The following is a 22992-nucleotide window of genomic DNA, read 5'->3' on the forward strand; positions in this document are numbered from 1 at the left end:
GCTCAAGGTTGCAATGCCCTGCCCGGATGCCGGCGACTTCCCAGTCGCTGAAGCGGACCGGGCAGGAGATGGCGCTAGCTTCCGCCACCTCTCCACACGCTGTAATGGCCTACTTGCTCTGTGCAAGTACCGCTTTAACCGAGGTGTCGATCAGGCGATCGACGTTGCCGGATTTGACCTGCTGATTGATGTAATTGTTGAGGACGTCGAGATCGGCTGCCGAAATATCTTTGTGGACACCAAAACAGATCTGTTGCTGTGCAAGCGGCGGATTAGGACGAAAGACGACCGCCCAATCTGGATGTGCCGTCGTCAGGAGCATGTTGGTCGAGACGTCATCCGCCACCATGTCGGCACGTTTCGACATCAGCGCAAGACGCGTTTCATCCACACCGGGCAAACGCAGAATCTGCGACTGTTTCAGCACCCCCGAGATGGCCTTGTCCTGAGCGGTCCCCGACATTACCGCCACTGTAAATCCCGGCTTGTCGAAATCAGAATAGGTGTGAATGTCCTTCGGCACCTTCGGGTTGTTTTTGTTGTAGACGAGCGTCACATTGTATGGAGTGACAGCGGTCGAAAACGAAATGGCTTTCCGGCGTTCCAGAGTGTCGTTGAGAGCCAGAGACAGATCCCACTTGTCGGACTGCAATCCCGCGACAATGTTGTCCCAGTTCGTATCGACGAACTCGACCTTTACCTTCAGCACCTTCTCGCCGAAATTCCGACACAACTCGGAAAAGGCTCCACTGTATTCACCGGTACTCGGATTTCGCATGACATACGGCGGGGAAACCGCGGCGCCGCAGCGCAAGACACCCGCCTTCTTGACGCTCTGCCATGTATTGGCATCCTGAGCGTTAGCAGATGTTGCGGCAACAAGAAGCGAACCTGATACAGCAACACATACAAGCGCATTACGAACCAGCTCAGTCATCCGAATCATCTTGAACCTCACACTGTTACCTAATTCCGGTTGATAAAAATCGGCGTCCAGATCGCCGTGCTGTTCGTGTGGCGTCGTCCCCGCCAGGAATGCGTAACACCTGGTTTCCTGTTCGCCTCCAAGTGGCACACGATCTCAACTTTGTCGAGAAATTTCCGTCGACTCGTTGTACGGCATCTTGTCGATCTAATGCCGACAATGTCAACGCAAAAATAAATGATCGGTGACGTCGTGTCTCGACGTATCGCCCGTGTACAAGGGAGTTCGAGCAATTCCAGGGGTAAACGTCAGGTAGCCAGGACAACCCATTTTCTTGACATGATGCACGTTGAAATGCAACGATTGTCGACATTAGGTCGTCCTATTGCCGGAGAGACGGATGGTGTGACCGTTCCGTACGGTTGCAGCTAGCTGCTTGCGACAATCGAACGGCCCTATGCCGCAGCGGTGCCTGTTAAAGATCACCCACGAGTTCAGCAGGAGAAGACTCAATGCCAATTATTCGACTCGAAATGCTTTCGGGAAGAACCCCCGAGCAGAAAGTTGCACTGGCCGAAGCCCTCACGAGGGAAACGGCTCGTATTGCCGAATGCGCGCCAAAAGACGTGCAGATCGTATTCGCCGAGGTCGCGCCAACCAACTGGGCCGTCGGCGGCCGTATCGTCGGAAACGGTGTCGCACAGTCGACGTCGTGAAAGAACATCATTGACGGAATCCCCTCGTCCGCGTGGACGTATTTGTTCTGACGTGGGCAAGTTGACAAGACTTGATCAGGACCGGATGAATGGACGAAAGAACCGTACTAGTCACTGGTGCCTCGTCGGGCATTGGTGCTGCGACTGCCTTACGACTTGCGGGCGCTTACCAGGGCCTTGTCCTGCACGCCCGGAAATCGCGCGATCAGTTGGAGAAAGTTGCCGCTGCCGTAGCTTCGACAGGGTGTAGGGTCGTTACAGTATTGGGCGATCTGTCGGACGAAAGGCTTCCCGACCGGTTGATCGGTGCAGCACGAGAGGAATTCGGCCGACTCGATGCGATCGTCGCAAACGCTGGATTTCCGGTGATGAAGAGCTTCGATGAGGGGAGCTTTGCTGACCTCGACTACGCGTTCAAGGGAAACGTGTACAGCTTCTTCGCGCTTGCGCGAACCGCCGCACCGCTGCTTGTGCAATCACCGGCCGGACGCATGGTCGCAGTTGGAAGCATCAATGCTCACGTCTTTCGCACCGACCTTTTCCAGGCTCCGCTGTCGGCAGCATCCAAAGGTGCGCTTGAAACGGCCGTGCGGAGTCTCGCCCTGTATTTTGGCGGCAGTGGCGTCACGATCAACTGTGTTGTGCCGGGGTTTGTGCACAAAGATCCCGGCACGGATCACAGGCTCACAGACGAACAGATGGCCGAGACTGCTGCACGGATTCCGCTGCAGCGGCTGGGACAGCCGACGGAGATTGCAGCGGCTATCGAGTTCCTCCTGTCCCGCGATGCCGGCTACATCACAGGTCAATCACTCCATGTCAACGGCGGCCTCATCTAAGATCTCAAGTCAGATTGGAATCACATAGAACGCAATCGACAGTTCTGCTGCGCGGGATGTTCTAAACATGATCGGTCAGCCATATGTTCCCATCCCGATTCGACGCGAGCGTCGGCGTCGTTATAGATTGACACGCAATTCTGTCTCTATCACGATGGGTTCCCCGCCATTAGATATCCTTTCTTTTGAAATCGGCTCTACCTTTAGATTCAGTCGGAGATAGCGATGCAGTCATATGCCTGGAACAAATTCATCCGTCGTTACGCTGAAATGTGGATACCGGGAACTATCCTGCGGATATTAAGAACCAGTCGAATGATTTCGGCAAAACTGGTCGTCATCGCTGACGAGACGCCCCCCGGGCGGCGCCCGTTCCTACCTCAGCGGCCTGACTGTGATGACGTGACGTTTGTCGAAACCTGGGCGTATCGCTGCCCACGACACTGATAAGCTTGTTGTCCGGCGCAACATCCCATTACACGAAGAAAGCCGTAGCTTGAATTCTCTTTCTCCGTGGGATCTAGCGTCGAGCAAGTCGCTATTGCAATAGATGCTGCGTCCGTCATGCGAATACGCGCAGCCAAACTGAATGATCGACAGGCGCTGCATTCTGGCGCGCAACCTCGTCCATCCGCACAATCGCATTCCTCTATGTCCGCCGATGACTAACGGACGGCAAGTTCGCCGTCTGATATCGCGCGTGAAAAAAATCCCGTACCGTGGGTATGTGACGGTACGGGATGAAACGGGCATCATCCCGTGGAGATCCAGCTGTGAGTGAAAGATCGCGTCGTCTGGCGATGTATCACGCCGTACGGTTAATACTCGGACTTAGAACTTGTGCCTTAAGCCAACCGTGATGAGCGCCTGCTTGTTCGACCCCGAATCGACATCGTTCGAGCCGATCACCGCCTGAGCTGCGCCCGCACCGTTCTGGCCGCTGGCAAGTGCGTAAGCGGCAACACCGTACACATCCGTCCGCTTGCTCAGGAAATAGTCCACACCAATCGAAAATTGATTCTGCTTGGCGGACGAATCGCCTGACGACTTCAAATAGTCGTAGCCGGCCTGTGTCAGCAGCGCAGGCGTAATCTGCCACACTGCATACACTTCGCCATTGTGATATTTCTCCGCCTTCGTGAATGTCGAACTCGCGTCGGGGTTGTATTGCGAGAAGCTGTAGTAGCCACCCAACGTCACACTTCCCAGCACATAGTTGCCGCCGGCGCGTGCAATATTGATTGAGCGCGACGAGGCGTACGCATTGTTGACCGAACTGTTGAACAGCGAGTCTGCGGATGTCGTCCCGCGAGTCGAAAGCGACGTGTTGCCGTTGTCGATATGCAGATAGCCCGCAGCCAGTGAGAGCGCACCGTTGCTGTATGACGCCGCGCCGCTGTACGTTTGGCCCGAGCCAACCGAACCTGCAACGCCACCGAACGAGTACATCGCCTCCAGTTGCAGGCCTGACCAGTTTGGACTGGCCCATTTCACGGCGTTGTTAAAACGGACGCTGTTATCCGCGTTGTCGATGTCACCGGGGCTCGTGAAAAAGCCGCCGAGCCAGTTGTCGCCCTGAATGGGCTGCACGAGGTCGACCACAGGGTCGTACTGGCGGCCCAGCGTCACGGTGCCCCAGCCGTTACCGGTCAGCCCGACATACGCCTGACGGCCGAACATGCGGCTGCCCTGACCCAGCTTGCCATTGGTCGAATTGAATCCGTTCTCGATCTGGAAAATTGCCCTCAGTCCACCGCCAAGGTCTTCGCTACCTTTGAGACCAAAACGGGATCCCGATTCGGAACCGCTCGTCATCAAGACCTGCGTGGAGTGGCCACCGCTGTTATGGATGTACATCAGGCCCGTGTCGACGACGCCGTACAGGGTGACCGTATTCTGAGCATGCGCCTGATATGCGAGGCAGGTCACTGTCAAAGCGATTCCTGTTTTTACAACTTTCTTCATTGTTTTCTCCAAACATTCATATGTAATACTATTTATATGTTGCAACCTATCGCAGATGCAGATAGTCAACTTCGTGTCTGGTTGAAATTGCACTACCTTGCGTAAGGCAGCGCACTCGAAGCCCTCAAGTGTCAAGCCTGTATAGTTGTGTAACCACCATGCGCCGAGTCATCCGCGCAGAGTCATTCTTCAGCATTCACCCATTTGAGAATGTGCTGGGCAACGGCTGCAAGACATCCATCCGACGTGGTGATCTTTACATCAGCGGTTGACCGGAGACGATAGCGATCAATGCTCGTGACTTCGTAATGTACCGCGATCGTTTCTCCAATCCTGACGCCCTGCAAAAATCGGATACGGTCGTATCCAAGGGATACCGCGACCTTGCCGTTCCAGTTGCGGAAACGCTCGGATGCCATGGTCGAGCACGCGGACATGTAGCCCACCAGCAGGCCTCCGTGTGCAATGCGCCCGCCGTATCGGGACCGTTTCATCTGTTCTTCATCGACGTGGTTGGGTGATAGATCGCCCGTGATTCCCGCGAACAGATAGACATCCGATTCGGAAATCGTCTTGCGGAATTCGAAGCGCTCGCCGGCGCTAACCGGGAAATCGACCATCGCGTGTCCGTGGAGAAAGCTGAAAACAGCCAAGGGCCAACCAAGGCCCGGAGGCGTTGCGCCAGACCATATAGCGGCCGCTCAGTGCGCGAGAATTTGCGCAAGAAACGCCTGTGTGCGCGGGTGACTCGGCGCGCTGAAAAACTCCTTCGGCGGGCTGCTTTCGATGATCTGACCTCCGTCCATGAACAGAACGCGATGCGCTACCGATTTGGCGAAGCCCATTTCATGGGTGACGCAAATCATCGTGATGCCGTCGTCAGCGAGTCCGATCATCGTGTCCAGTACTTCCTTGACCATTTCCGGGTCGAGCGCCGACGTCGGCTCATCGAAAAGCATGATCTTCGGGTCCATGCACAGCGCACGCGCAATCGCGACACGTTGCTGCTGACCGCCGGAGAGTTGTGCAGGGTACTTGTGCGCCTGGTCAGCTACTTTCACACGCGACAGATACCTCATCGCCCGTTCTTTCGCCTCGCTAGCTTTGACCTTCTGCACGCGCCGGGGCGCGAGCATACAGTTCTCGAGCACCGTCAGATGCGGAAACAGGTTGAACTGCTGGAAAACCATGCCCACGTCGTTCCGGACTTTCTCCGCACCCTTTCCGTGCGTGCCGAGTTCGACGCCGTTGACCATGATCTTGCCGCCCTGTGTCTTTTCAAGGTAGTTGATGCACCGGATCAGGGTTGACTTCCCCGATCCGGACGGTCCGCAGAGCACCAGGTGTTCGCCGCGCTTTACCGTCAGATTCACTCCCTTGAGGATATGCGCTTTGTCATACCATTTCTCCACGCCTACCATTTGGATTACGTCATCCATGATGTCTCCGGAACCAAGAAAAACAGAATCGCCAAACAAGTATTGGGTTCAGTTAGATGCCATCGGAATGTTGGGCAGCGACTTCGGCAACGACGGCTTCTCGACGCCAAACCACTTCTTGTACAGCGTGTTCCAGCTGCCATCCTTTTCGGATTTGTCCAGATACGTATTGATCCAGACCGCGAGATCCTTATCGGAAGGTCGCACGGCAATGCCAAGGAACTCCTGACTGAGTACGATCTTCTGTTCGTACTGGTTGGGCGCGGCCTTGTTCAAGACCGGAAAATAGTGGCTGTAGCCCGAAAGCACCTGAGCCTGCCCAGAGAGCAGCGCCTGAATTGCCGACGAATCGTCGTCATAGCGCCGGATCGTCGCGGTCTTCGGCGCCACCTCTGAAATCGCCTTGTCCATCGAACTGGCGCGTGCGACGGCAATGCTTTGACCGGACAGATCATTGACTGCGGAGATCTTGTCGTCCTTTTTCGCATACAGCGACGCGTTGATGACGGCATACGGCTCCGTGTACTGCACGACCTTGGCCCGGTCCGGATACATACCCAGGACGCAAATCAGCGCGTCGACCTTGCCCGTCAGAAGCAGCGGAATGCGGTTGGCCGCAGTCACGGGCACGAACTCGGCCGTGAGGCCCAGTTTCTTGGCCATGTCGCGGGCCAGTTCGATGTCGTAGCCGTCATTGTTGCCACTGCTATTGATGAAGCCAAACGGATTCTGGTCGGTGACGATGCCAAAGACCATTTTCCCTTTCGACTTCAACGTGTCGATCTCGCCAGCATGTACGGCCGCGAGCGGCAACATGACGCCGGCAAGAGCAGCACACAGTGCCTTGATGCATTTACGGCGGTCTACCTTCAATGAGCTCTTCATTTCGCGTTCCCCAATCTGCCTTCGCGGCATGTAAAGTCAATAACAGTTAAAACAACAGTGATTCACCGTCCCGTAGCCAACTTCCGCTCGATCCGGGTTCCAAAATTCGAGAGCGGCCAGCACAAACCGAAATAGAGTGCACCGACAATCCCGAACACCATGAACGGTTCAAACGTGGTGTTGGCAACAACCTGTCCCGCCCGCGTCAGTTCCGTGAAACCGATAATGGCGCACAGCGACGTGCCTTTGATCAGGCCAACGATGAATCCCACCGTCGCGGGTAAGGAAACACGGAATGCCTGTGGCAACACAATCGCTTGCATACGATCGAAATACTTCAGGCCGAGAGCCTTGCTCGCCTCGCTTTGCCCTTTTGCGACAGCCTCGATCCCGCCGCGCCAGATCTCGCCAAGGAACGCACTCGCATGTGCCGTCAGCCCCAGTGCCGCCGCGGCCCAGGCACTGATGTCGAGATTCAGCAGCGAAACACCGTAGTAGACGACGAACAGCTGCATCAACAGCGGGGTGCCTTGAAACACTTCGATATAGCCCGTCGTCAGCCAGCGGACGAACGGGTATTCAGACGTACGCAGAAGCGCGATGCCCAGCCCCATCACTCCGCCACCAATCACTGCAATTGCAGCCAGTGCGATCGTCCATTTCAGCCCCTGCAAAAGCAGGAAGACGTCGCTGATGCCAAATTCCGGAATCATTCGTGCCTCACTTGGTCGGATAAGCGAAGTAGACCCGGCCGAACATCTTGAAGATGCTGGACAGGATGATCGACAGCATCAGATAGATAGCTGTTACGACGAGGTAGACCTCGAAGCTTCTGAACGAAGCGGATTCAACCTGCTGAGCTGCCGAAGTCAATTCGGGCGCCGAGATTGACGAGACAATGCTCGAACTCAGCACGAGCAGGATGAACTGGCTACACAACGCCGGATACACCGATCGGATCGAAGGTCGCAAGACGACGTTCCAGAAGATCTGGTAGGGTTTGAGACCGAGCGCGGCGCCCGCTTCCAACTGTCCTTTATGGATGGCTTCGACACCGCCGCGCACGATCTCCGCTACATATGCCGCCGCATTGACGGTCAGCGCCGTGACTGCCGCCTCGGTCACGCTGAGCTTGACGTTGAGCGACGCAAGACCGAAGTAGATGAAGAGCAGTTGCACCAGAAACGGCGTGTTGCGGATGATCTCGATGAACGCGGTACCGAACCACCTGATGGGTGGAACGGTGCTCTTCTTTGCGAGCATCACGACGATTCCGGCGACCAATGCGAGGCCCATCGAGACCAGCGACATCTTTAGCGTCTCGACCGTCCCGTCGACCAGGAGTTGCCGGTATTGTGCTATCGCACTGAAGTCGAATTGATAGTGCATGACAGAACCTCAGTTGCCGTGTGTTAGCGAAAAATCGCCGCTCGCTTTTCGCGAAAGGCAGCGACGCCTTCCTCCGCATCGGGAGTCGCTTTGCAGACAGACGCGGCAAACTCGTGCGCTGCTTCAGTTCCCGACGGTTCAATTAACCGAAGCAGCCGCTTGGCGACCGACATCGATACGCCCGAGCGCTTGCCGAGCAATGCACAGACATCACGTACCTGCTCATCCAGTTGTTCGAGTGTCTCGCTGACGCCGTTGACCACGCCCCAATCCAGCGCCGTTGCGGCCGGGATCGACGTACCCAGCAGGATCATCTCCCTCGCACGTGCAGGGCCCACGAGATTGGCCAGGCGCTGGCAGCCCATCCAGCCGGGGATCGCGCCAACTGCCGCCTCCGGAAATCCAATCTGAATGGACGACAGCGCGTATCGCAGGTCGCACGAGAGCGCCAGTTCGAGACCGCCGCCAAGAGCGCTTCCATTCAGAACAGCGATAGTCGGCTTGTCCAGTTCAGCGATTCTTCGCATCACGCGGTTACCCGCGCGAATGAACCTGCTGCCCATTTTTTCCGGATCGATTGCACCCCACTCATTCACGTCGGCGCCGGCGCAAAAGAAGCGTTGGCTTGCTGACCTGAGCACGAGTACCGAGATCTCGTTATTGGTTTCGACCTCCTCGAGTATCTGGTCGATGTGTTGCAGCATCTCCAGCGTCAGCGCATTCAGTCTCGCCGGCCGGTTCAAAGTTAGGATTGCTGTTGTTTCTGTACGGTGAAACAACACGGCATTTTCAGCATTCATTTCGATTGACGTCCCTGGAATACTCGAAGATCAAATGCGCAAACTATTGCGCCGACATTCCCGTGAATTGCTCATCCATGATTGGAATGAAGGCCATTCTGTCCAGGACGTCGCGTTGCAGATCGACTCCCCTGGCGACTTCGACCAGGTGGACGCCGTCCTCCGATAGCCTGAACACAGCACGTTCGGTGATGTACAGCACTTCCTTGCCCTCATGGAGCGCCTGCAGGCCACTGAACGTAATATGCGCAACCTTCTCGACGAGTTTCGGCACCTGGCCCGGGTTCAGAATCTGCAAATCGCCGTCTTGTCCACGGTCGACCTGAAGCCCCTTCGTTTCGAAAGCGCCGCAAAACACAACCTTCTTCGAACCGCGCGTGATGTCCATGAAGCCGCCGGGTCCGACTACCGTGCTGCCCAGCTTGGATACGTTCACATTGCCTTCCCGGTCCAGCTCACCCATTCCCAGGAAGGTCACATCGATTCCGCCACCGCTGTAAAAATCGAACTGATCGATGCTGGGGATGATCGCGTCCGCATTGCGTGCAGCGCCGAACATCACACCATCGAGCATGTCGCCGTTGTGGATGCCCTGTTCGACAGATCCCCAGTAGCGACCATGGAGGTTCTGGTCGGCCAGAATGGCCGGGATAGCGCCAGGAAAGCCGAAGCCGAAATTGACTGACTGCCCCGCTTGCATTTCGCGCGCCGCCCGTTCGGCAACGATCCGGCGAATACCTTCGGGCGATTCGAATTCTCCTTGGCCTTCCGTGGTCGGCTGTTCGCCGCTCAGCGTCGGATCGTATTCAGTGATCGCGCACTGACGCTGGGACGCGACTTCAACCAGCGTGTCGACCAGAATGCCCGGTACGCGAACCAGGCGAGCCGGGACGTGGCCCTCGGTCCTCTTCTTGACCTGCGCAATAACCTTCCCGCCGGAGTTGTGTGCCGCCAGACATACGGCATAGATGTCGAGGTCGGCCGGCTCATGACGAACCGTGAGATTGCCTCGGGTATCGGACGACGAGGCTTTGACGATCGCGAAATCGATCTTGAACGGCTTGAAGCGCAGGAACTCTTCTCCATCCAGTTCGATGACTTCCACCAGATCTTCCGTTGCGGACCGGTTGATCTTGCCACCGCCAAAACGCGGATCGACAAACGTACGCAACCCTACTCGGGTGATCACGCCCGGACGCCCAGCTCCGATTTCCCGGAACAACGTGGCGATCACGCCGGCCGGGAAACTGTACGCTTCGATCCGGTCTTCCTTCGCCAGGTCTTGCATCGTGCGAGACCAGCTCCAGTGACCGCCGATTACCCGCTTCACCAGGCCCGGATGCGCAAAGCGTCCGACACCACTTCCTTTACCGTCGCCGATACCCAGCGCATGCACGAGCGTGAGATTGCGCGGATGTCCGGTGCGCAAAAAACGCGCTTCGATTGCGGCCAGCACGGCATCCGCTTCGAGCAGCCCACCACCCGAACCCGTGATCGCGATGGTTGCCCCGTCGGGGATGTCAGCGACAGCCTCCTCGATTTTTTTCCATTGAGCCACGCTACCTCCTAGCAGGATTACTCAGTGTTTGGTTAAATACCGAACTGGATCGTTACTTGTGAATTATCGTGCTCTGGTCGAAAATGCATGTCAAGCGAAGATATCGGGGATGGGGTAAACGATAGGTTTGACTCCGTCCACCTCCCTTAAACTGGTCATTCCCCCAAATAGAACCTCTGAGATGTCTACTTCCGCAGCGATACGAGCCAGAAAACTGCGTGCTGCCGGTGAGCAAGCCGAGCCGCGAGCCAAGCAGGTCCGTAACCCCGCGCTCACCAAGGAAAAGATTCTTGCCGCCGCCAAGGAAGAGTTTTCTGCGGAGGGGCTGGGCGGTGCGCGAGTCGACTCCATTGCCGAAAGGGCTGGGGTCAACAAGCGGCTGATCTACGAATATTTCGAGAACAAGGACCAGTTGTTCCAGTCGGTTCTCGAAGAAGCCTGGGGAGGGATTCGGGAAGCTGAAGCGGAGCTCGATCTGAAACATCTGAGCCCGACTGAAGCCATCAAAAAGCTGATGACATTCACATGGGATTTCTATCTGAAGAACCCGGACTTCATGTCATTGGTGAATAGCGCGAACCTTCATCATGCGCGCCACGTCGCCCATTCGGAACGGTTCAAGGAACTGCATGTCGGCTTCATCGACATGCTGCAGGACATCCTCGATCGCGGCGTCGCGACGGGTGAGTTTCGTGCGGGCGTGGATGCTCGCCAACTTCATATCACACTGGCCGCGATCGCCTACTACTACCTCAACAACCGCTACACGAATGAGGTGATTTTCGGATTCAGCTTCGTTGACAAGGACAGACGTGCGGAGCGGCTTGCGTTCAACATCGATACGATATTGCGTCTTCTTGCACCGTAGTCGCTCAAACGGCTGACGTGTCAGTTAGAGTGGGTATGCTCGACCGCCAGTACTGCCCACTTGCCACCCTGCTCCTGATACAAGGTTGCCGAAGCATTTTTCAGATCTCCGCTTCGGGTAAAGCCGATACTGCCCGTCACGCCGTCGAACGTATTGGTCCGCAATGCGTCGGTGTAGATCTTCGGGTCTGTCGAATTGGCTTTCTGCATTGCATGAATGAGTGCCCACGACGCGTCGTATGCAAGCGGCGCGTACTGCACAATGCCGACACCAAACCGCGCCTTCATCTTCCGGTCCAATTCGGCAGCACGCGGCATCCGCTCGAGTGGCAATCCGTATTCCCAGCTATACATGCCTTGCGCACTGCTCCCTGCAAGCCGAAGAAAGTTCTCGTTGGTGAACCCGCCTTCGCCCATGAACCTGGCCTTGATCCCAAGCTGGTAAATCTGTCGTACAAGGCCCGCGGCCTGCACATCCTGGCCGACGTAAAAAATAAGGTCGGGCCTAAAACCTTTAATCGTCGTGAGAATCGCTCGGAAATCGATTGATCGCGTCGTCGTGTATTGCCACGAAACGATGTCGCCGCCCGCTTTCTGGACAGCTTTCACATACTCCGTCACGAGATTCGTCCCGTAGTCCGTGCTGTCGTCAATCACCGCAATCCGTTTCGCGCCAAGTTGCCTGACCGAATAGTTCGCAGCGACGACAGCCATCTGGTCGTCGTTGCTGATCGTGCGGAACGTTGTATTGAGACCCCGTGCGGTGTACAGAGGAGAGCTGGAGCCTGGCGATATTTGCGGAATACCAGCCCGTTGATAGATGGACGACGCAGCGATGGAACATCCAGAGTTATGGTGACCAATTACACCGCTCACTCCTTCGTCGACAAACCGCTGCGCAATCAGTACCGCCGTTTTCGGGTCTGCCGCGTCGTCCTGAGCGTCGACTTCAAATCGGACCTTCTGACCGGCGATCACGATACCGGCCTGATTCGCTTCTTCAAACGCAAGACGGGCGCCATTCTCTTCATCTTTACCATACGATGCCGAGAAGCCTGTCAAAGGCGCGACGATGCCGATCTTGACCACTTTGGAAGCGTCGGCATATGCGCCAGCAGCTGCCAGACACCACAGCAGAAGGAAAACCGGCTTCATCAAACTGCGGAAAATCATCGAGTCGCTCCGTGAGCTTGTTAAATCAATTCCAGGAAGTTTAATCCTGACAAAACGAGCCAGACACATGCTTTCCATCGGTTGCACGCGGTGGCCCCAGACTGCCCCGATCCGGCCACCCGACCTAAGATCCTGTTTCGAACTACGATCTCTTCTGCACAGTCTTCGTTTTGCGCGTTTGCGTCGCCGAGTCTGCGAACAGGTCGATCACCATCTCACGCAGCCAGCGATTGCCTTCGTCGTGATGGACTCGCGCGTGCCAGAGCAAATGGATCGGCGCGGCGGGCAACGTCGAGGGCAAGGCGCGCAGGCTCAGTGAGAATGGTGCCGCCAGTTGCAAGGCTAAACGCTCCGGCACAGTGGCAATCAGATCGGTGCGTTGCAGGATATAGCCGACACTCATGAAGTGCGGCACCGTCAATCGCACCCGGCGCTGCACGCCCCGCTGCTTCAACCAATCGTCCACCTGACCGTGTCCGGTGCCCGCGGCCACCACCACCAGATGCTCGGCTTCACGCCAGGCAGCGAGCGTGAGCGGCGCATCTTCCAACGCATGGCCACGCCTGAAAAGGCAGACATACCGCTGATCGAACAGGCGGCGCTGATAGAACCCGCCCTTGAGTTGCGGCAGCAAGCCGATGGCGAGATCGACCCTACCCTCTGCCATCTCGTTGCTCAGATTGACGCTCGTGTCGCGGACGGTATTGAGCGAAATACCCGGCGCCTCGCGCGATAGCCGTTCGACAAGTGCGGGCAGAAAGACGACCTCGCCGATATCGGTCATGCCGATCGTTATCGTGCGCATGACGCGCAATGGATCGAAACCGGTCTCGGGATTGAGTGCGGCGTGCAGGATTGCTAGCGCCTGTGAAACCGGCTCTGCCAGGCTCAACGCGAACGGCGTGGGCACGACTCCGCCCGGCCCACGCACGAACAGCGGGTCTCCCAGCCGTCGACGCAGTTTGGCGAGGGCGTTGCTCACGCCAGGTTGACTCATGTTCATCTGCTCGGCCACGGTCGATACTCGCCGCTCCTGCATCAACCGTTGGAAAAGCAGCAACAGATTGAGATCGACTTCACTCAGATTCATGACACGGGTATCCCGGGCTCATTGATTTCAGTGATGATGCAGATTCAGCCCATTTTATTGTGAAATGGACAACGAGTGCCGAGAATTCAGACAAGGCCCACGCATCCCGCTTCAGCAGAGTATGCGTGCTGCGCCGGCTCAAACACACAGTCTGAAAACTGGAGACACTGCATGGAACGGCTTGATCTGAAGATTGCAATCATTGGTGCAGGCATCGGAGGCCTCACGCTCGCGCTCGCATTGCAAGAACACGGTATCGACGCGCAGCTCTACGAGCAGACCGACGAACTCCGCGAGGTCGGAGCGGCAGTCGCACTGTCGGCGAATGCAACGCGGTTTTACGAGCGCATGGGACTGCGTGCACCCTTCGATGCGGTGTGCGCCGAAATTCCCGCGCTGATCTACCGGGACGGGCGCAACGGCGAAGTGATTGGACAGCATCGTGGCGAACCCAGCTATCGCCAGCAGTTCGGCGGGTCCTATTGGGGCGTGCACCGCGCGGACCTGCAAGCCGTGCTGTCGAACGCGGTCGGCCTCGATCGCATCAATCTCAGTCATCGGCTGACCGATCTCGTGCAGCATCCGGATCGTGTGAGTCTGAGTTTCGCAAACGGTCAGCGCATCGACGCCGATCTGGTCATCGGCGCGGACGGGGCACGCTCGATCACGCGGCGCTGGATGCTCGGCTACGACGACGCGCTGTATTCGGGTTGCTCAGGTTTTCGTGGCGTGGTGCCGGCCGAACGCATGGATCTGCTGCCCGATCCCGAGGCCATCCAGTTCTGGGTCGGACCACAAGGCCATCTGCTTCACTATCCGATCGGCGACAAAGGCGACCAGAACTTCCTGCTCGTCGAGCGCCATCCTTCGCCGTGGCCCTCGCGCGAGTGGGTCGCACCTGCGAGCGAGGGCGAGCAGCTACGTCTGTTCAAGGACTGGCATCCGGCGGTGGTGCAAATGATTTCGGCGGTGCCGATCAGCCAGCGTTGGGGTCTGTTCCATCGTCCTCCGCTCGGGCGCTGGAGCAAGGGCCGCGTGACGCTCATCGGCGATGCCGCGCATGCGCTCGTGCCGCACCATGGCCAGGGCGCCAATCAGTCGATCGAAGATGCCGTCGTACTGGCCGCGCAACTGGCCAAAGCGGGCCCGGGTCGGTGGCGCGAGGCGCAGGAGGCCTATGAACGGCTGCGGCGGGGCCGCACGCGCAAAGTGCAATACGCGTCGATATCGACGGCTGATGTGTTGCATCTGCCGGACGGACCCGAGGCGCAGGCGCGCAACGCCCGCCTTCGCGCACGCGACAGCCTGCTGCACCATCTTGACTGGATTCACGATTTCGACGCCCTCGCCCAAGAACCGACCGAACGTCAGGGCGGCACCTGGCTTTGAACTGCGCGTCTTTCGTTGACGTCTGCACGGCGGATCTGAACGTGACACCAGCCATCGTTTCCGCCGTGCCTTCCGGGTAGCCGCCAAAACGGCGGGTTACCGCTGTTCAGCAGGGAGATATCGGTAGTCGTTCAGACGCATTTCCTGCGGTGTCGTCTCATAGACGCGCCGAAAAGCACGCGTAAAGTCGGATGCGCTTTTGAAGCCGACTGAATAGCCGATGTCTTTGATCGAGACCGTCGGAAATCGAACGAGATCGTCTGCCGCGGCGCGCAAGCGGAGGTGACGGATGTAGGCACCAAGACCGCCTTCATGCTCGAACAGCCGATAAATCGTGCTGCGCGGAAGCCTCAACGATTCGATCACGCTCTCAGGTGAAAGTCCGCATTCATGCAGATTGGCGCGGACATGTCGTCGGGCGCTTTCGAACATCAGCGCGCGTGAGACGGCTCGCTTGCTGCCGCTCAAGCCGGCGTCCTCTCCGAATGCATCGACGATCAGTTGCACGAGGTCGGCGACCCCGCGACGAGCGTCCTCGAGCGGCACGTACCGGAAATTCTCGACAAGGCTCCTGGCACGCCGGACGACGAGCCGCGTGCCAGGCTTGTTCGGGTCGAGCATGCGGCCGTGTATCGCTCCCGGATCCGGGAACACGTGCCCCAGTTGATTGCGGGGTACGACAAGCGTGATGTATCGGCACGCCTGACGTTGAAGGCGTATGGGTTGATCGAGGTCCGTCGCAAATACGCTGCCCCCATACACGGTGTACTCACGCTTCGTGGCGTGCGTCATTGCCGAGTGAGTTTCACCATCCATGAAAATGGTGAATCCGATGCCGCGCGCGGTATCGCGCGAAATGCGGGCGATGGTGCGCTCGATAACAACGTGATCCGTATAGGTGTCGCTCATACGGAATTCGCCGATATCGTAGCGGTCGTTGACGCAAATAAAGGACTGTCGGACTTGCTCACGCGACGGCACTAATTCGATGATATGGCCAAGCTGCTCCCAATAAGCCAGAAGCTGCTGTTGCGGTGGCAGCCCGGCAACATCGAACCGGCTGTAAGCGATGCCATTCGCGAGCATGAACAGTGACCCTGTGCCAACGTAAAGCGACAAGCGTGCAACCCGGTAACGAGAGACTGGCGGCGGCGTTCGCGCGACTCATTACCGGGTGATCGATGAGGTGGTTATCCTTTCTTTCTCGCAGCCTTCCTGGCCGGTGCCGATGCTTTCTTCGCTGCGGGAGACTTCGACTGCGTCGCACTCTCCGTCGCCCCGGCAATCAGAAATTTCGTACGGTCGTTTGCACTCGCCAGCCATGCGGGTGCGGGGCCACGGCCACTCCATGTCGCACCGGTTTTGGGGTCGCGGTACTTCGGTGCCTGCGGGCCTCGAACATAGTTCCCGACCTTGGCGACCGTGGCGACCTTGCGGCCCGCAGGCGTCGAAGCGTCAGAATTGCCGTCAATGAGAAACCTGTTGCGATTCTTCGCATTGGCAATCCATGCGGGCGCCCGGCCATGACCTGTCCAGGTAGCGCCACTTTTCGGGTCGCGATATTTTGCAGCCGATGTGGAAGTTTTGACGGCAGCCTTGATGCCCGGCTTGCGTCCGCGTTTCTTCGATCCGCCGATGTGCGCTTCGATATCGGCCGTCGTCAAACCGTGCTTTTCCATGATGCTGTGAATCTTCGCGACGACGCCGGACGACTGTTTTGCAACCAGCACTTCCGCCCGTGCCTGAAGCTTCGCAATCTGTGTGTGAAGCTTTTCGAGTGTTGCCATTTATATTCCCCCCCGTCGTTAGTAATGGCCGCACTATGCCATATAACCGTGCATATCGACCATTTAACGACAGATCTTTCAGGTGGCATTGCGCCGATAATGTTAATCTCAAGGCATGACGCTTGCGCTGACAAAGACGCGCCTCAAGGCGTAATTCGTAAACGGGGAATTCATGGATGAACGAAAACGCGACAGTATCGTCGCCTACCTGCGCCGCAGAATGTCCGAGGTCGGCATCGAACTCGACGATCTCGCTGCGGCGATTGCCGCAGACGAGCTTCGGCAAGGGTCCGCACGGTATCGCAGCGCCAGCGGCGAGATCTGGTCAGGCGACGGCGAAATGCCTCAATGGCTCAAGCAGGCTATCAGTGCCGGTCAGTCAATGGAACACTTCGCCGTGCGCGGCGCGACCCAATCCCGGGCCGCTGCGCGTCCGGATGTGGACTGGAGTCAGGATCCGTTTGCAGGCAGCCGGCTGGCCGCCGTACAGCCCTTGCAACGCGATCTGTAAATTCGGGAATCATTGACTGCCTGGCTCCTTCAAGTACCGGCAGTGGTTATTAAATATCGACTGGACTTTATTGAATTGAATACGTAGTCTGTGGGCGCAAGATGATGTCTGTTGGCCACGCTGACCTTGACCTTTCGTCCGGGGAGGACTCATGGAAGTGAGTACGGAAACGCTTGTCGACATGCTTCGTGAAGTTGAAGCCGAAGACCCGATCGACTACGCAGACCTGCCGTTTGGAGAACAGGAACTCAGGCGCCTCATCGTCAGTTCGCTCGTTGAACGTCACCACACCGTGGAGACCGGTATGTCAGTCTCCGACGTTCATGCGCTGTATCTTCTGAGCACCGCCAAGCTGGTTCTGGAAAACACGGTGCTCCATGCGCGCCTGCTTCTCCTGCAAGGGCATCCGCTCGACATGGAAGCTTTGCTGGCGCCCTTCACGCTCAAAGGGAAACGTAGCTGACCGGCGGGCCGCTCTGTCGCGAGCGGCATATCCCCCATCATTCAGGCGGCCGGCCCGAACCATGACTTTGTAAGCATGGAAATGCGCCGTTACCAATTGCATAGGTTATTTCATCAGCGCTTGCTTACGATGTTCTCCATGAACCCGTCAAACGGGAAAACGGAGAAGTCTCATGAAACGCACTGCGCTCGTCTTGTTGCTAATCGGTAGTTTGTCAGTCGCCCAGCAGGCGTCCGCGCATGGGCACGGTGGCTGGGGTAATGGTCGCGGTGGCGACGATGGCGGCGCGATTGTCGGCGCGCTCATCGGCGGCGCCGTGCTCGGCGCGCTCGTGACGTCTGTTGTGAATGCACAGCCTGTCTACGCGCAGCCGGCTTATCAGCAACCGGTCTATCAGCAGCCGGCTTATGCGCAACAGGTCTATGCGCAACCGGCGCCGGCCGCTTGCTACGACAGCTATCGACGCGCCTATGTGCCTTGCCAGGGCGGCTACGGATATTGATCGAAAATGGCGCTCGCCGCGGCCTCGCTTTGAGGGTTCGCGCGTGAGCACCATCAAAACGGGCTGATCCCTGACATACCTCCGTCTACGGCAAGATCGGCGCCTGTCATATACCGCGACGCATCAGATGCGAGAAACAGGATGGCGGCTGCAATTTCATCGGGCTGAGCCGGCCGCTTCATCGGAATGACGTTCGACCATTGCAGCAGTTGCGCGTTGGATATTCCCAATGTGTCGAAGATCGGCGTTTCCGCAACCCCGGGTGAGATGCTGTTGACGCGTATATCGTGTTCGACGAATTCGGCGGCAAAGCTCTTTGCAAGCGAAACCACCGCCGCCTTCGACGCACAATACGCGGAAAAATTCTTCGTGCCCTGATTGGCCGCAAGCGACGCAACGAGGATGATCGATGCAGGTCGAGCGAGAAACGGCAGTGACTCACGCACGGTCGCATAGACTCCGCCGACATTGACATTGAACACGTCGGAAAATTGCTCCCACGACGTCTCACGCACGGGTGTTTGCCGGGATATGCCGGCATTCGCAATCACAACGTTCACGTCGCGCTTAAAATGGCCCACTGCGCTCTCGTATAGCCGTTGCATGTCTTTCGGGCTTGCGGCGTCTGCAACGACAGCCAAAGCGTTCGCGCCGAGCTTCTGCGCAGCCAGGCCGAGCTTGTCCGCATGACGCCCGCTGATGACCACGCGTGCGCCTTCGGATACGAATCGTTCGGCGGTGGCAAAGCCGATGCCGCTGCTGCCGCCCGTCACTACGGCCAAAGCATGCTCGAGTAGCATCGCCTCATCCTCGCAAGTTGACGACTAATGCGCGGCCTGCAAGGATCGCGCGCGTCGTATGGCCTTTACCATGCGAATCACCTGCAATGAAAACGGCGCCTGCCGCAAAGCGTTGCGCAGCGTCCCCATTCCCCACCGCAATTTCAAGCTCCCCTGCAAGCACGAATACGTACTGCCTGGACGGCGGATTGTGCCAGCCGAGGAAATAGTCGCTGTCGAACTCGTGCAGCAATACGCTCTCACACGCTTGCGGCGAAGACAACGACACGTCAACACCGTTGAAAGACACCGGGCTGACTTCGAACGCTTCGATCCGTCTGAAGTGCGAATGTCCGTCGCTGCCGGTATAAATCTCGATGCATTCCATCGCTTCTCCTTCTGCTAGCAAACGAACACATCTGTGACCCGGCGACACCCGCAACGATCTGCCGGAAACTAACCGGGCAAGACGAACTTCTTCAAGATGCGTGTCAGCTCGCTAAAATCCGCTCTGGTTTCAAGACTTAGAATGAAGTCGAGGATCTCATCGTCGGTACGCTCGTCGACGACGCCGGCGACGATGCTGCGGTGCTTGGCGATCACCTCGTCCTGGCTCAACGGATTCCGTGGATCGCCCTTGGCATATCGAGTGGCCGCGACAAGCGTGCGACCGTCGGCAAGTTCGACTTCGACACGTGCAGGCCACGCGTCCGGATACTGTGCATCCAGCGCCGGATCGACGTGGCACGTGACCTTGTCCATCAGGCGCTCGATCTCGGGGCTGGTGAATTCCGCCGAAGTGAAGTCCACGAAAGAGACGCGTCCCTTGACCAGGCCGAGGGCAACGTTGAACGGCACGCTGAACTGCGCGTCGATCATCAGCTTCGGGCGGCGCTTCTGCCCGATTGGTTCGCATACCAGTGGCATGGCCGCCCGCACCGTATAAACGGCGATGCGTTCGATTGCTTCAACAGACAGATTCGCGCGCACAGCAAGCTGCAGCACGGAATCGTTGATCGACTGGATATAGTAGTTGCAGGGGTAGTACTTCATTGCCGTCTGCGCAATGGCAAGCGTCTCACCTTCGCCAACCGGCAGCGCCTGCATCAACGGATCGCCGGAATAAGCATGCAGGTAGCCATACTTGCCTTCGACGGACGTAGGCGGCGCTGTGATCCCGTGCTGCGCCAGTTCCGCCGCGACCATGCCGGCATGCGAGGCCCAGCCGCCGTGAAAGCGCTTCGTCCAGGCGCCGTCGGTGACGAATTCGAGCAACCCCGCCGCCTGGCTACACGCAACCCCGAGCGCATTCGTAGTCTGCGCTGAATCCAGCCCGAGGAGCGTGGCCGCGGTAGCGGCGGCGCCCACTGCGCCGGTGGTGCCCGTTGGATGGAAGCCGCGCGCGTTCGTCACTGCCGGCTTAAGGGCGGCGGCGACACGGCAGGCAACTTCGAATCCAGCAACGACGGCGGTGATGAAGCGTTTTCCGCTGACACCCCGTTCTTCCGCCAACGCCAGTGCGGGGGAAAAGACGAATGACTCGTTATGAATCGAACCGGGAAGATAGGTGTCATCCAGCTCCATGCTGTGCGCGGCCATTCCGTTGGCCAGTGCGGCCCAGCCGGAGTGCACCGGGTCGGACCGGCCGAGCAGCGTAGCGCCGCCCGGGATCGGCCGGGAGGCAGCCAGCATGCGCACGGGTCGGCTCGAATCCAGCGTGGAACCGTGCAGCGCGATAGCGATGTAGTCGATGAAGAAATGCTTGGCCCGTTCGACCACGACGGGTGACAGCGCGTCGTATTCGAGTCCGGCGCAGAATCGGGCGAATGTCTGCGCCACAGTTGACTGCGCACCAGGGTCGTATGTCGGCGTCTCCATGAAACACTACCTCCCAATACCGCATTTCGCGGGCTAATGGGGAACAGGACGAGTCGCTGTCACATTATAGGTAGTGCCTCGGCGGGGTCCGGGTTGCCGCTGACTTTATTTTGAGCCCAGGCCAGCGGACCAGAAGCCCGTCAGGTCAATCGACGAAAGCGCGCTCGATCACATAGTGTCCCGGTGCGCTGTTCTTGCCTTCGACAAGCCCCGCGTTCTTCAGCAACACGGTCGTATCCTTGAGCATCGCGGTGCTGCCGCACAACATCACGCGATCGTTCTCGGGAGAGAACGGCGGTACGTCGAGATCCGTGAAAAGCTTGCCGGATGCAATCAGGTCGGTGATCCGGCCTTCGTTTTCGAATTCCTCGCGCGTCAGGGTCGGATAGTAGACGAGCTTTTCCTTGATGACGTCGCCCAGATATTCATGCCCCGGAAGATCGTGTTTGATGTAGTCCATGTAGGCGAGTTCGCCCTTCATACGGCACGTGTGGGTCAGAATCACCCGCCCAAAGCGCTCATAGATGTCGGGATCGCGAATGATGGACATGAACGGTGCGAGGCCCGTCCCCGTCGACAGGAGCCACAGTGTCTTGCCGGGCAAGAGGTTATCGGCCAGCAGCGTGCCGGTCGGCTTCTTGCCGATCAGCACCGTGTCGCCCACGTTCAGATGCTGCAGGCGCGACGTCAAAGGGCCGTCCTGCACCTTGATGCTGAAGAACTCAAGATGGTCTTCGTAATTCGGACTCACGATGCTGTAGGCGCGGCTCAGCGGCTTGCCATCGACTTCGAGGCCGACCATCGTGAACTCGCCGTTCTGGAAGCGCATGCCCGGTTCACGGGTACAGGTGAAACTGAAGAGGGTTTCGGTCCAGTGATGGACAGACTGGACGATAGCGGTGTCGAATTTGCTCATTACGGTGCGAAGTAGCGGAGGTGACGGTTAGCGCCGAAAGCGACGGAACAGGCGGGATTTTACGCCCAACTGCTCCGTCGCCCGATCAGCGGCCGCTCCGGGTTGCAAGAGACCTGATGACGGACACCATTGCATCGACCTCATCGCAGGTGTTGTAGAACGCCAGCGATGGACGCACGGTGGCTTTTGCGGTACTGGTCGAGCAGCACCTCGCCCGAATCGTCGACGGGAATCACGCGCAGCTTCGCACCGGTTTGCGCGACCAGTTGCTGCCACGGCACGATGTTCGCGTGATGTTCGAGATGCGACACGATGATCTCGTCACCTACGCCGACGTTGGCGACGCCCCACGTCTTCGCGATCGGGTTGATCGCCTCCGTCGTTCCTCGCACGATCACGATCTCTTCCGGCGATGCCGTGCCGATGAAGCGATGCACGATCTCGCGTGCGTTCTCGTAGGCGTCCGTGGCACGTCCCGCCAGTTGTTGACTACGGATGCGATCGCGCGCGGATGGCGGTCACGGTTTCGATTTCTAGAAGCGTTGATGAAACATGCTGACGCCGTGAGGCGTTAGTTCGAGTCGCCGCGCGTTTTGCTCAAGTGCGTTTGTGCGGTCGGATGGCGGGCGGCCGTATTGACGACCTATGAATCCAAAGCCGTCACTGAGCCGCAGTTTTGGTCACGTCCACTACTTCGCTCCCTGATTCCAGCTCGTGACGGTGAGGCGATCCACTGCGGCAAAGTACTGCGCATGCGAAGCCTCGACACTATCCTTCCGAGCCTTCTTCGGCGTATCGAACAGATGGGTAGCGACCACGGAGCCGATCGCGTGAACAGCGTCGTGTCGCGTCAACCCTCCTCCTGTAAGGCGATGCATGGCTCGGACCACTGGTTCGACATTCATCGCTATCTGGTTTTCGACGATGGCGTGGAACACGGCGTGCAGTGTGACGTTCGGAAGTTTGACATGTGCGGCGCGATGCCAGGCTTCGACCAGAGCAATGCGTTCCTGTTCGCCCAGTTCCAGCCATGAAGAAGGTTCGGGTGCGCGCTCAGGATTGTATGTTTCCATGATGCTTGTGCTTTAAACGGCGGAGAGCTGGAAGTTGAGCTGCCCGAC

General features: G+C 58.0%; 25 protein-coding genes and 1 pseudogene. 7 read left to right on the forward strand and 19 right to left on the reverse strand.

All coding sequences use genetic code 11. The annotated features are described in order from the left end of the window. Nucleotides 1–109: 109 nt before the first annotated feature. Entirely contained in the window at nt 110–937 is an 828-nt protein-coding gene (locus G3N95_RS12310) for a transporter substrate-binding domain-containing protein (protein WP_241018428.1), read from the reverse strand. A 500-nt stretch (nt 938–1437) separates the two neighbouring features. On the opposite strand from G3N95_RS12310, the gene G3N95_RS12315 reads away from it, so the two are divergent. Both G3N95_RS12315 and G3N95_RS12320 read left to right on the forward strand, forming a co-directional pair. After that, nucleotides 1438–1641 carry a tautomerase family protein gene (locus G3N95_RS12315; RefSeq protein WP_205970259.1) on the forward strand — a complete coding sequence of 68 codons (204 nt, stop codon included), beginning with the start codon at nt 1438–1440 and terminating at the stop codon, nt 1639–1641. 89 nt (nt 1642–1730) lie between these two features. Next, nucleotides 1731–2480: an SDR family NAD(P)-dependent oxidoreductase gene (locus tag G3N95_RS12320; RefSeq protein ID WP_205970260.1), complete on the forward strand. Its 750-nt coding sequence runs from the start codon at nt 1731–1733 to the stop codon at nt 2478–2480. Nucleotides 2481–3311: 831 nt separating this feature from the next. On the opposite strand, the gene G3N95_RS12325 is transcribed toward G3N95_RS12320, so the two are convergent. From G3N95_RS12325 to G3N95_RS12360, 8 genes are all read right to left on the reverse strand, one after another. Continuing rightward, nucleotides 3312–4445 (reverse strand): porin, encoded by a 1134-nt coding sequence (locus tag G3N95_RS12325; RefSeq protein ID WP_205970261.1) that lies wholly within the window; start codon nt 4443–4445, stop codon nt 3312–3314. A gap of 182 nt (nt 4446–4627) precedes the next feature. Further along, complete coding sequence (locus G3N95_RS12330; RefSeq protein WP_205970262.1) at nt 4628–5065, reverse strand: MaoC/PaaZ C-terminal domain-containing protein; 438 nt, start codon at nt 5063–5065, stop codon at nt 4628–4630. Nucleotides 5066–5146: 81 nt separating this feature from the next. Then, nucleotides 5147–5884, reverse strand: a complete 738-nt coding sequence (locus tag G3N95_RS12335) for an amino acid ABC transporter ATP-binding protein (RefSeq protein ID WP_205970338.1) — start codon at nt 5882–5884, stop codon at nt 5147–5149. A gap of 48 nt (nt 5885–5932) precedes the next feature. Continuing rightward, entirely contained in the window at nt 5933–6769 is an 837-nt protein-coding gene (locus G3N95_RS12340; protein ID WP_205970263.1) for a transporter substrate-binding domain-containing protein, read from the reverse strand. A 62-nt stretch (nt 6770–6831) separates the two neighbouring features. Next, complete coding sequence (locus G3N95_RS12345) at nt 6832–7482, reverse strand: amino acid ABC transporter permease (RefSeq protein ID WP_205970264.1); 651 nt, start codon at nt 7480–7482, stop codon at nt 6832–6834. Nucleotides 7483–7489: 7 nt separating this feature from the next. Further along, complete coding sequence (locus G3N95_RS12350; protein ID WP_205970265.1) at nt 7490–8158, reverse strand: amino acid ABC transporter permease; 669 nt, start codon at nt 8156–8158, stop codon at nt 7490–7492. Between the two features lie 23 nt (nt 8159–8181). Further along, a complete protein-coding gene (locus tag G3N95_RS12355; RefSeq protein WP_205970266.1) occupies nt 8182–8958 on the reverse strand; it encodes an enoyl-CoA hydratase/isomerase family protein in 777 nt (258 codons plus the stop codon). A 43-nt stretch (nt 8959–9001) separates the two neighbouring features. Continuing rightward, nucleotides 9002–10516, reverse strand: a complete 1515-nt coding sequence (locus G3N95_RS12360) for a CoA-transferase (RefSeq protein ID WP_205970267.1) — start codon at nt 10514–10516, stop codon at nt 9002–9004. 181 nt (nt 10517–10697) lie between these two features. Here G3N95_RS12360 and G3N95_RS12365 point away from each other — a divergent pair, with 181 nt between their 5' ends. Continuing rightward, nucleotides 10698–11384: a TetR/AcrR family transcriptional regulator gene (locus tag G3N95_RS12365; RefSeq protein ID WP_205970268.1), complete on the forward strand. Its 687-nt coding sequence runs from the start codon at nt 10698–10700 to the stop codon at nt 11382–11384. Nucleotides 11385–11404: 20 nt separating this feature from the next. On the opposite strand, the gene G3N95_RS12370 is transcribed toward G3N95_RS12365, so the two are convergent. Both G3N95_RS12370 and G3N95_RS12375 read right to left on the reverse strand, forming a co-directional pair. Next, a complete protein-coding gene (locus G3N95_RS12370) occupies nt 11405–12556 on the reverse strand; it encodes a branched-chain amino acid ABC transporter substrate-binding protein (RefSeq protein ID WP_205970269.1) in 1152 nt (383 codons plus the stop codon). 142 nt (nt 12557–12698) lie between these two features. Then, nucleotides 12699–13646 carry a LysR family transcriptional regulator gene (locus tag G3N95_RS12375; protein ID WP_205970270.1) on the reverse strand — a complete coding sequence of 316 codons (948 nt, stop codon included), beginning with the start codon at nt 13644–13646 and terminating at the stop codon, nt 12699–12701. Nucleotides 13647–13817: 171 nt separating this feature from the next. On the opposite strand from G3N95_RS12375, the gene G3N95_RS12380 reads away from it, so the two are divergent. Continuing rightward, nucleotides 13818–15035, forward strand: coding sequence for an FAD-dependent monooxygenase (locus G3N95_RS12380; RefSeq protein ID WP_205970271.1), 1218 nt, complete (start codon nt 13818–13820; stop codon nt 15033–15035). Between the two features lie 96 nt (nt 15036–15131). On the opposite strand, the gene G3N95_RS12385 is transcribed toward G3N95_RS12380, so the two are convergent. Together G3N95_RS12385 and G3N95_RS40870 are read right to left on the reverse strand one after the other, a co-directional pair. Next, complete coding sequence (locus G3N95_RS12385) at nt 15132–16121, reverse strand: helix-turn-helix domain-containing protein (protein WP_205970272.1); 990 nt, start codon at nt 16119–16121, stop codon at nt 15132–15134. A 104-nt stretch (nt 16122–16225) separates the two neighbouring features. Next, nucleotides 16226–16822, reverse strand: coding sequence for an H-NS family nucleoid-associated regulatory protein (locus tag G3N95_RS40870; protein WP_205970273.1), 597 nt, complete (start codon nt 16820–16822; stop codon nt 16226–16228). Between the two features lie 172 nt (nt 16823–16994). On the opposite strand from G3N95_RS40870, the gene G3N95_RS12395 reads away from it, so the two are divergent. The 3 genes from G3N95_RS12395 to G3N95_RS12405 all read left to right on the forward strand — a co-directional run bounded on the left by G3N95_RS12395 (nt 16995) and on the right by G3N95_RS12405 (nt 18298). Continuing rightward, nucleotides 16995–17333: an H-NS family nucleoid-associated regulatory protein gene (locus tag G3N95_RS12395; protein ID WP_205970274.1), complete on the forward strand. Its 339-nt coding sequence runs from the start codon at nt 16995–16997 to the stop codon at nt 17331–17333. A gap of 151 nt (nt 17334–17484) precedes the next feature. Further along, on the forward strand, nt 17485–17796 hold the full coding sequence (locus tag G3N95_RS12400) for a hypothetical protein (protein WP_205970275.1): 312 nt from the start codon (nt 17485–17487) through the stop codon (nt 17794–17796). Between the two features lie 172 nt (nt 17797–17968). Continuing rightward, a complete protein-coding gene (locus tag G3N95_RS12405; protein ID WP_205970276.1) occupies nt 17969–18298 on the forward strand; it encodes a hypothetical protein in 330 nt (109 codons plus the stop codon). Between the two features lie 53 nt (nt 18299–18351). On the opposite strand, the gene G3N95_RS12410 is transcribed toward G3N95_RS12405, so the two are convergent. From G3N95_RS12410 to G3N95_RS12435, 6 genes and pseudogenes are all read right to left on the reverse strand, one after another. After that, entirely contained in the window at nt 18352–19098 is a 747-nt protein-coding gene (locus G3N95_RS12410; RefSeq protein ID WP_205970277.1) for an SDR family oxidoreductase, read from the reverse strand. Between the two features lie 4 nt (nt 19099–19102). Beyond that, nucleotides 19103–19465: a hypothetical protein gene (locus tag G3N95_RS12415; protein WP_205970278.1), complete on the reverse strand. Its 363-nt coding sequence runs from the start codon at nt 19463–19465 to the stop codon at nt 19103–19105. 68 nt (nt 19466–19533) lie between these two features. Continuing rightward, entirely contained in the window at nt 19534–20955 is a 1422-nt protein-coding gene (locus G3N95_RS12420; protein WP_205970279.1) for an MmgE/PrpD family protein, read from the reverse strand. A 145-nt stretch (nt 20956–21100) separates the two neighbouring features. Beyond that, nucleotides 21101–21871, reverse strand: coding sequence for a ferredoxin--NADP reductase (locus tag G3N95_RS12425; RefSeq protein WP_205970280.1), 771 nt, complete (start codon nt 21869–21871; stop codon nt 21101–21103). Nucleotides 21872–21959: 88 nt separating this feature from the next. Further along, nucleotides 21960–22353, reverse strand: a pseudogene (locus G3N95_RS12430) (aminotransferase class V-fold PLP-dependent enzyme); the annotation flags it as partial. A 207-nt stretch (nt 22354–22560) separates the two neighbouring features. Further along, nucleotides 22561–22944 (reverse strand): hypothetical protein, encoded by a 384-nt coding sequence (locus tag G3N95_RS12435; RefSeq protein WP_205970281.1) that lies wholly within the window; start codon nt 22942–22944, stop codon nt 22561–22563. Nucleotides 22945–22992: the final 48 nt, after the last annotated feature.

The sequence above is a fragment of the Paraburkholderia sp. Tr-20389 genome (assembly GCF_017104565.1).
In the GTDB taxonomy this organism is placed as follows: domain Bacteria; phylum Pseudomonadota; class Gammaproteobacteria; order Burkholderiales; family Burkholderiaceae; genus Paraburkholderia.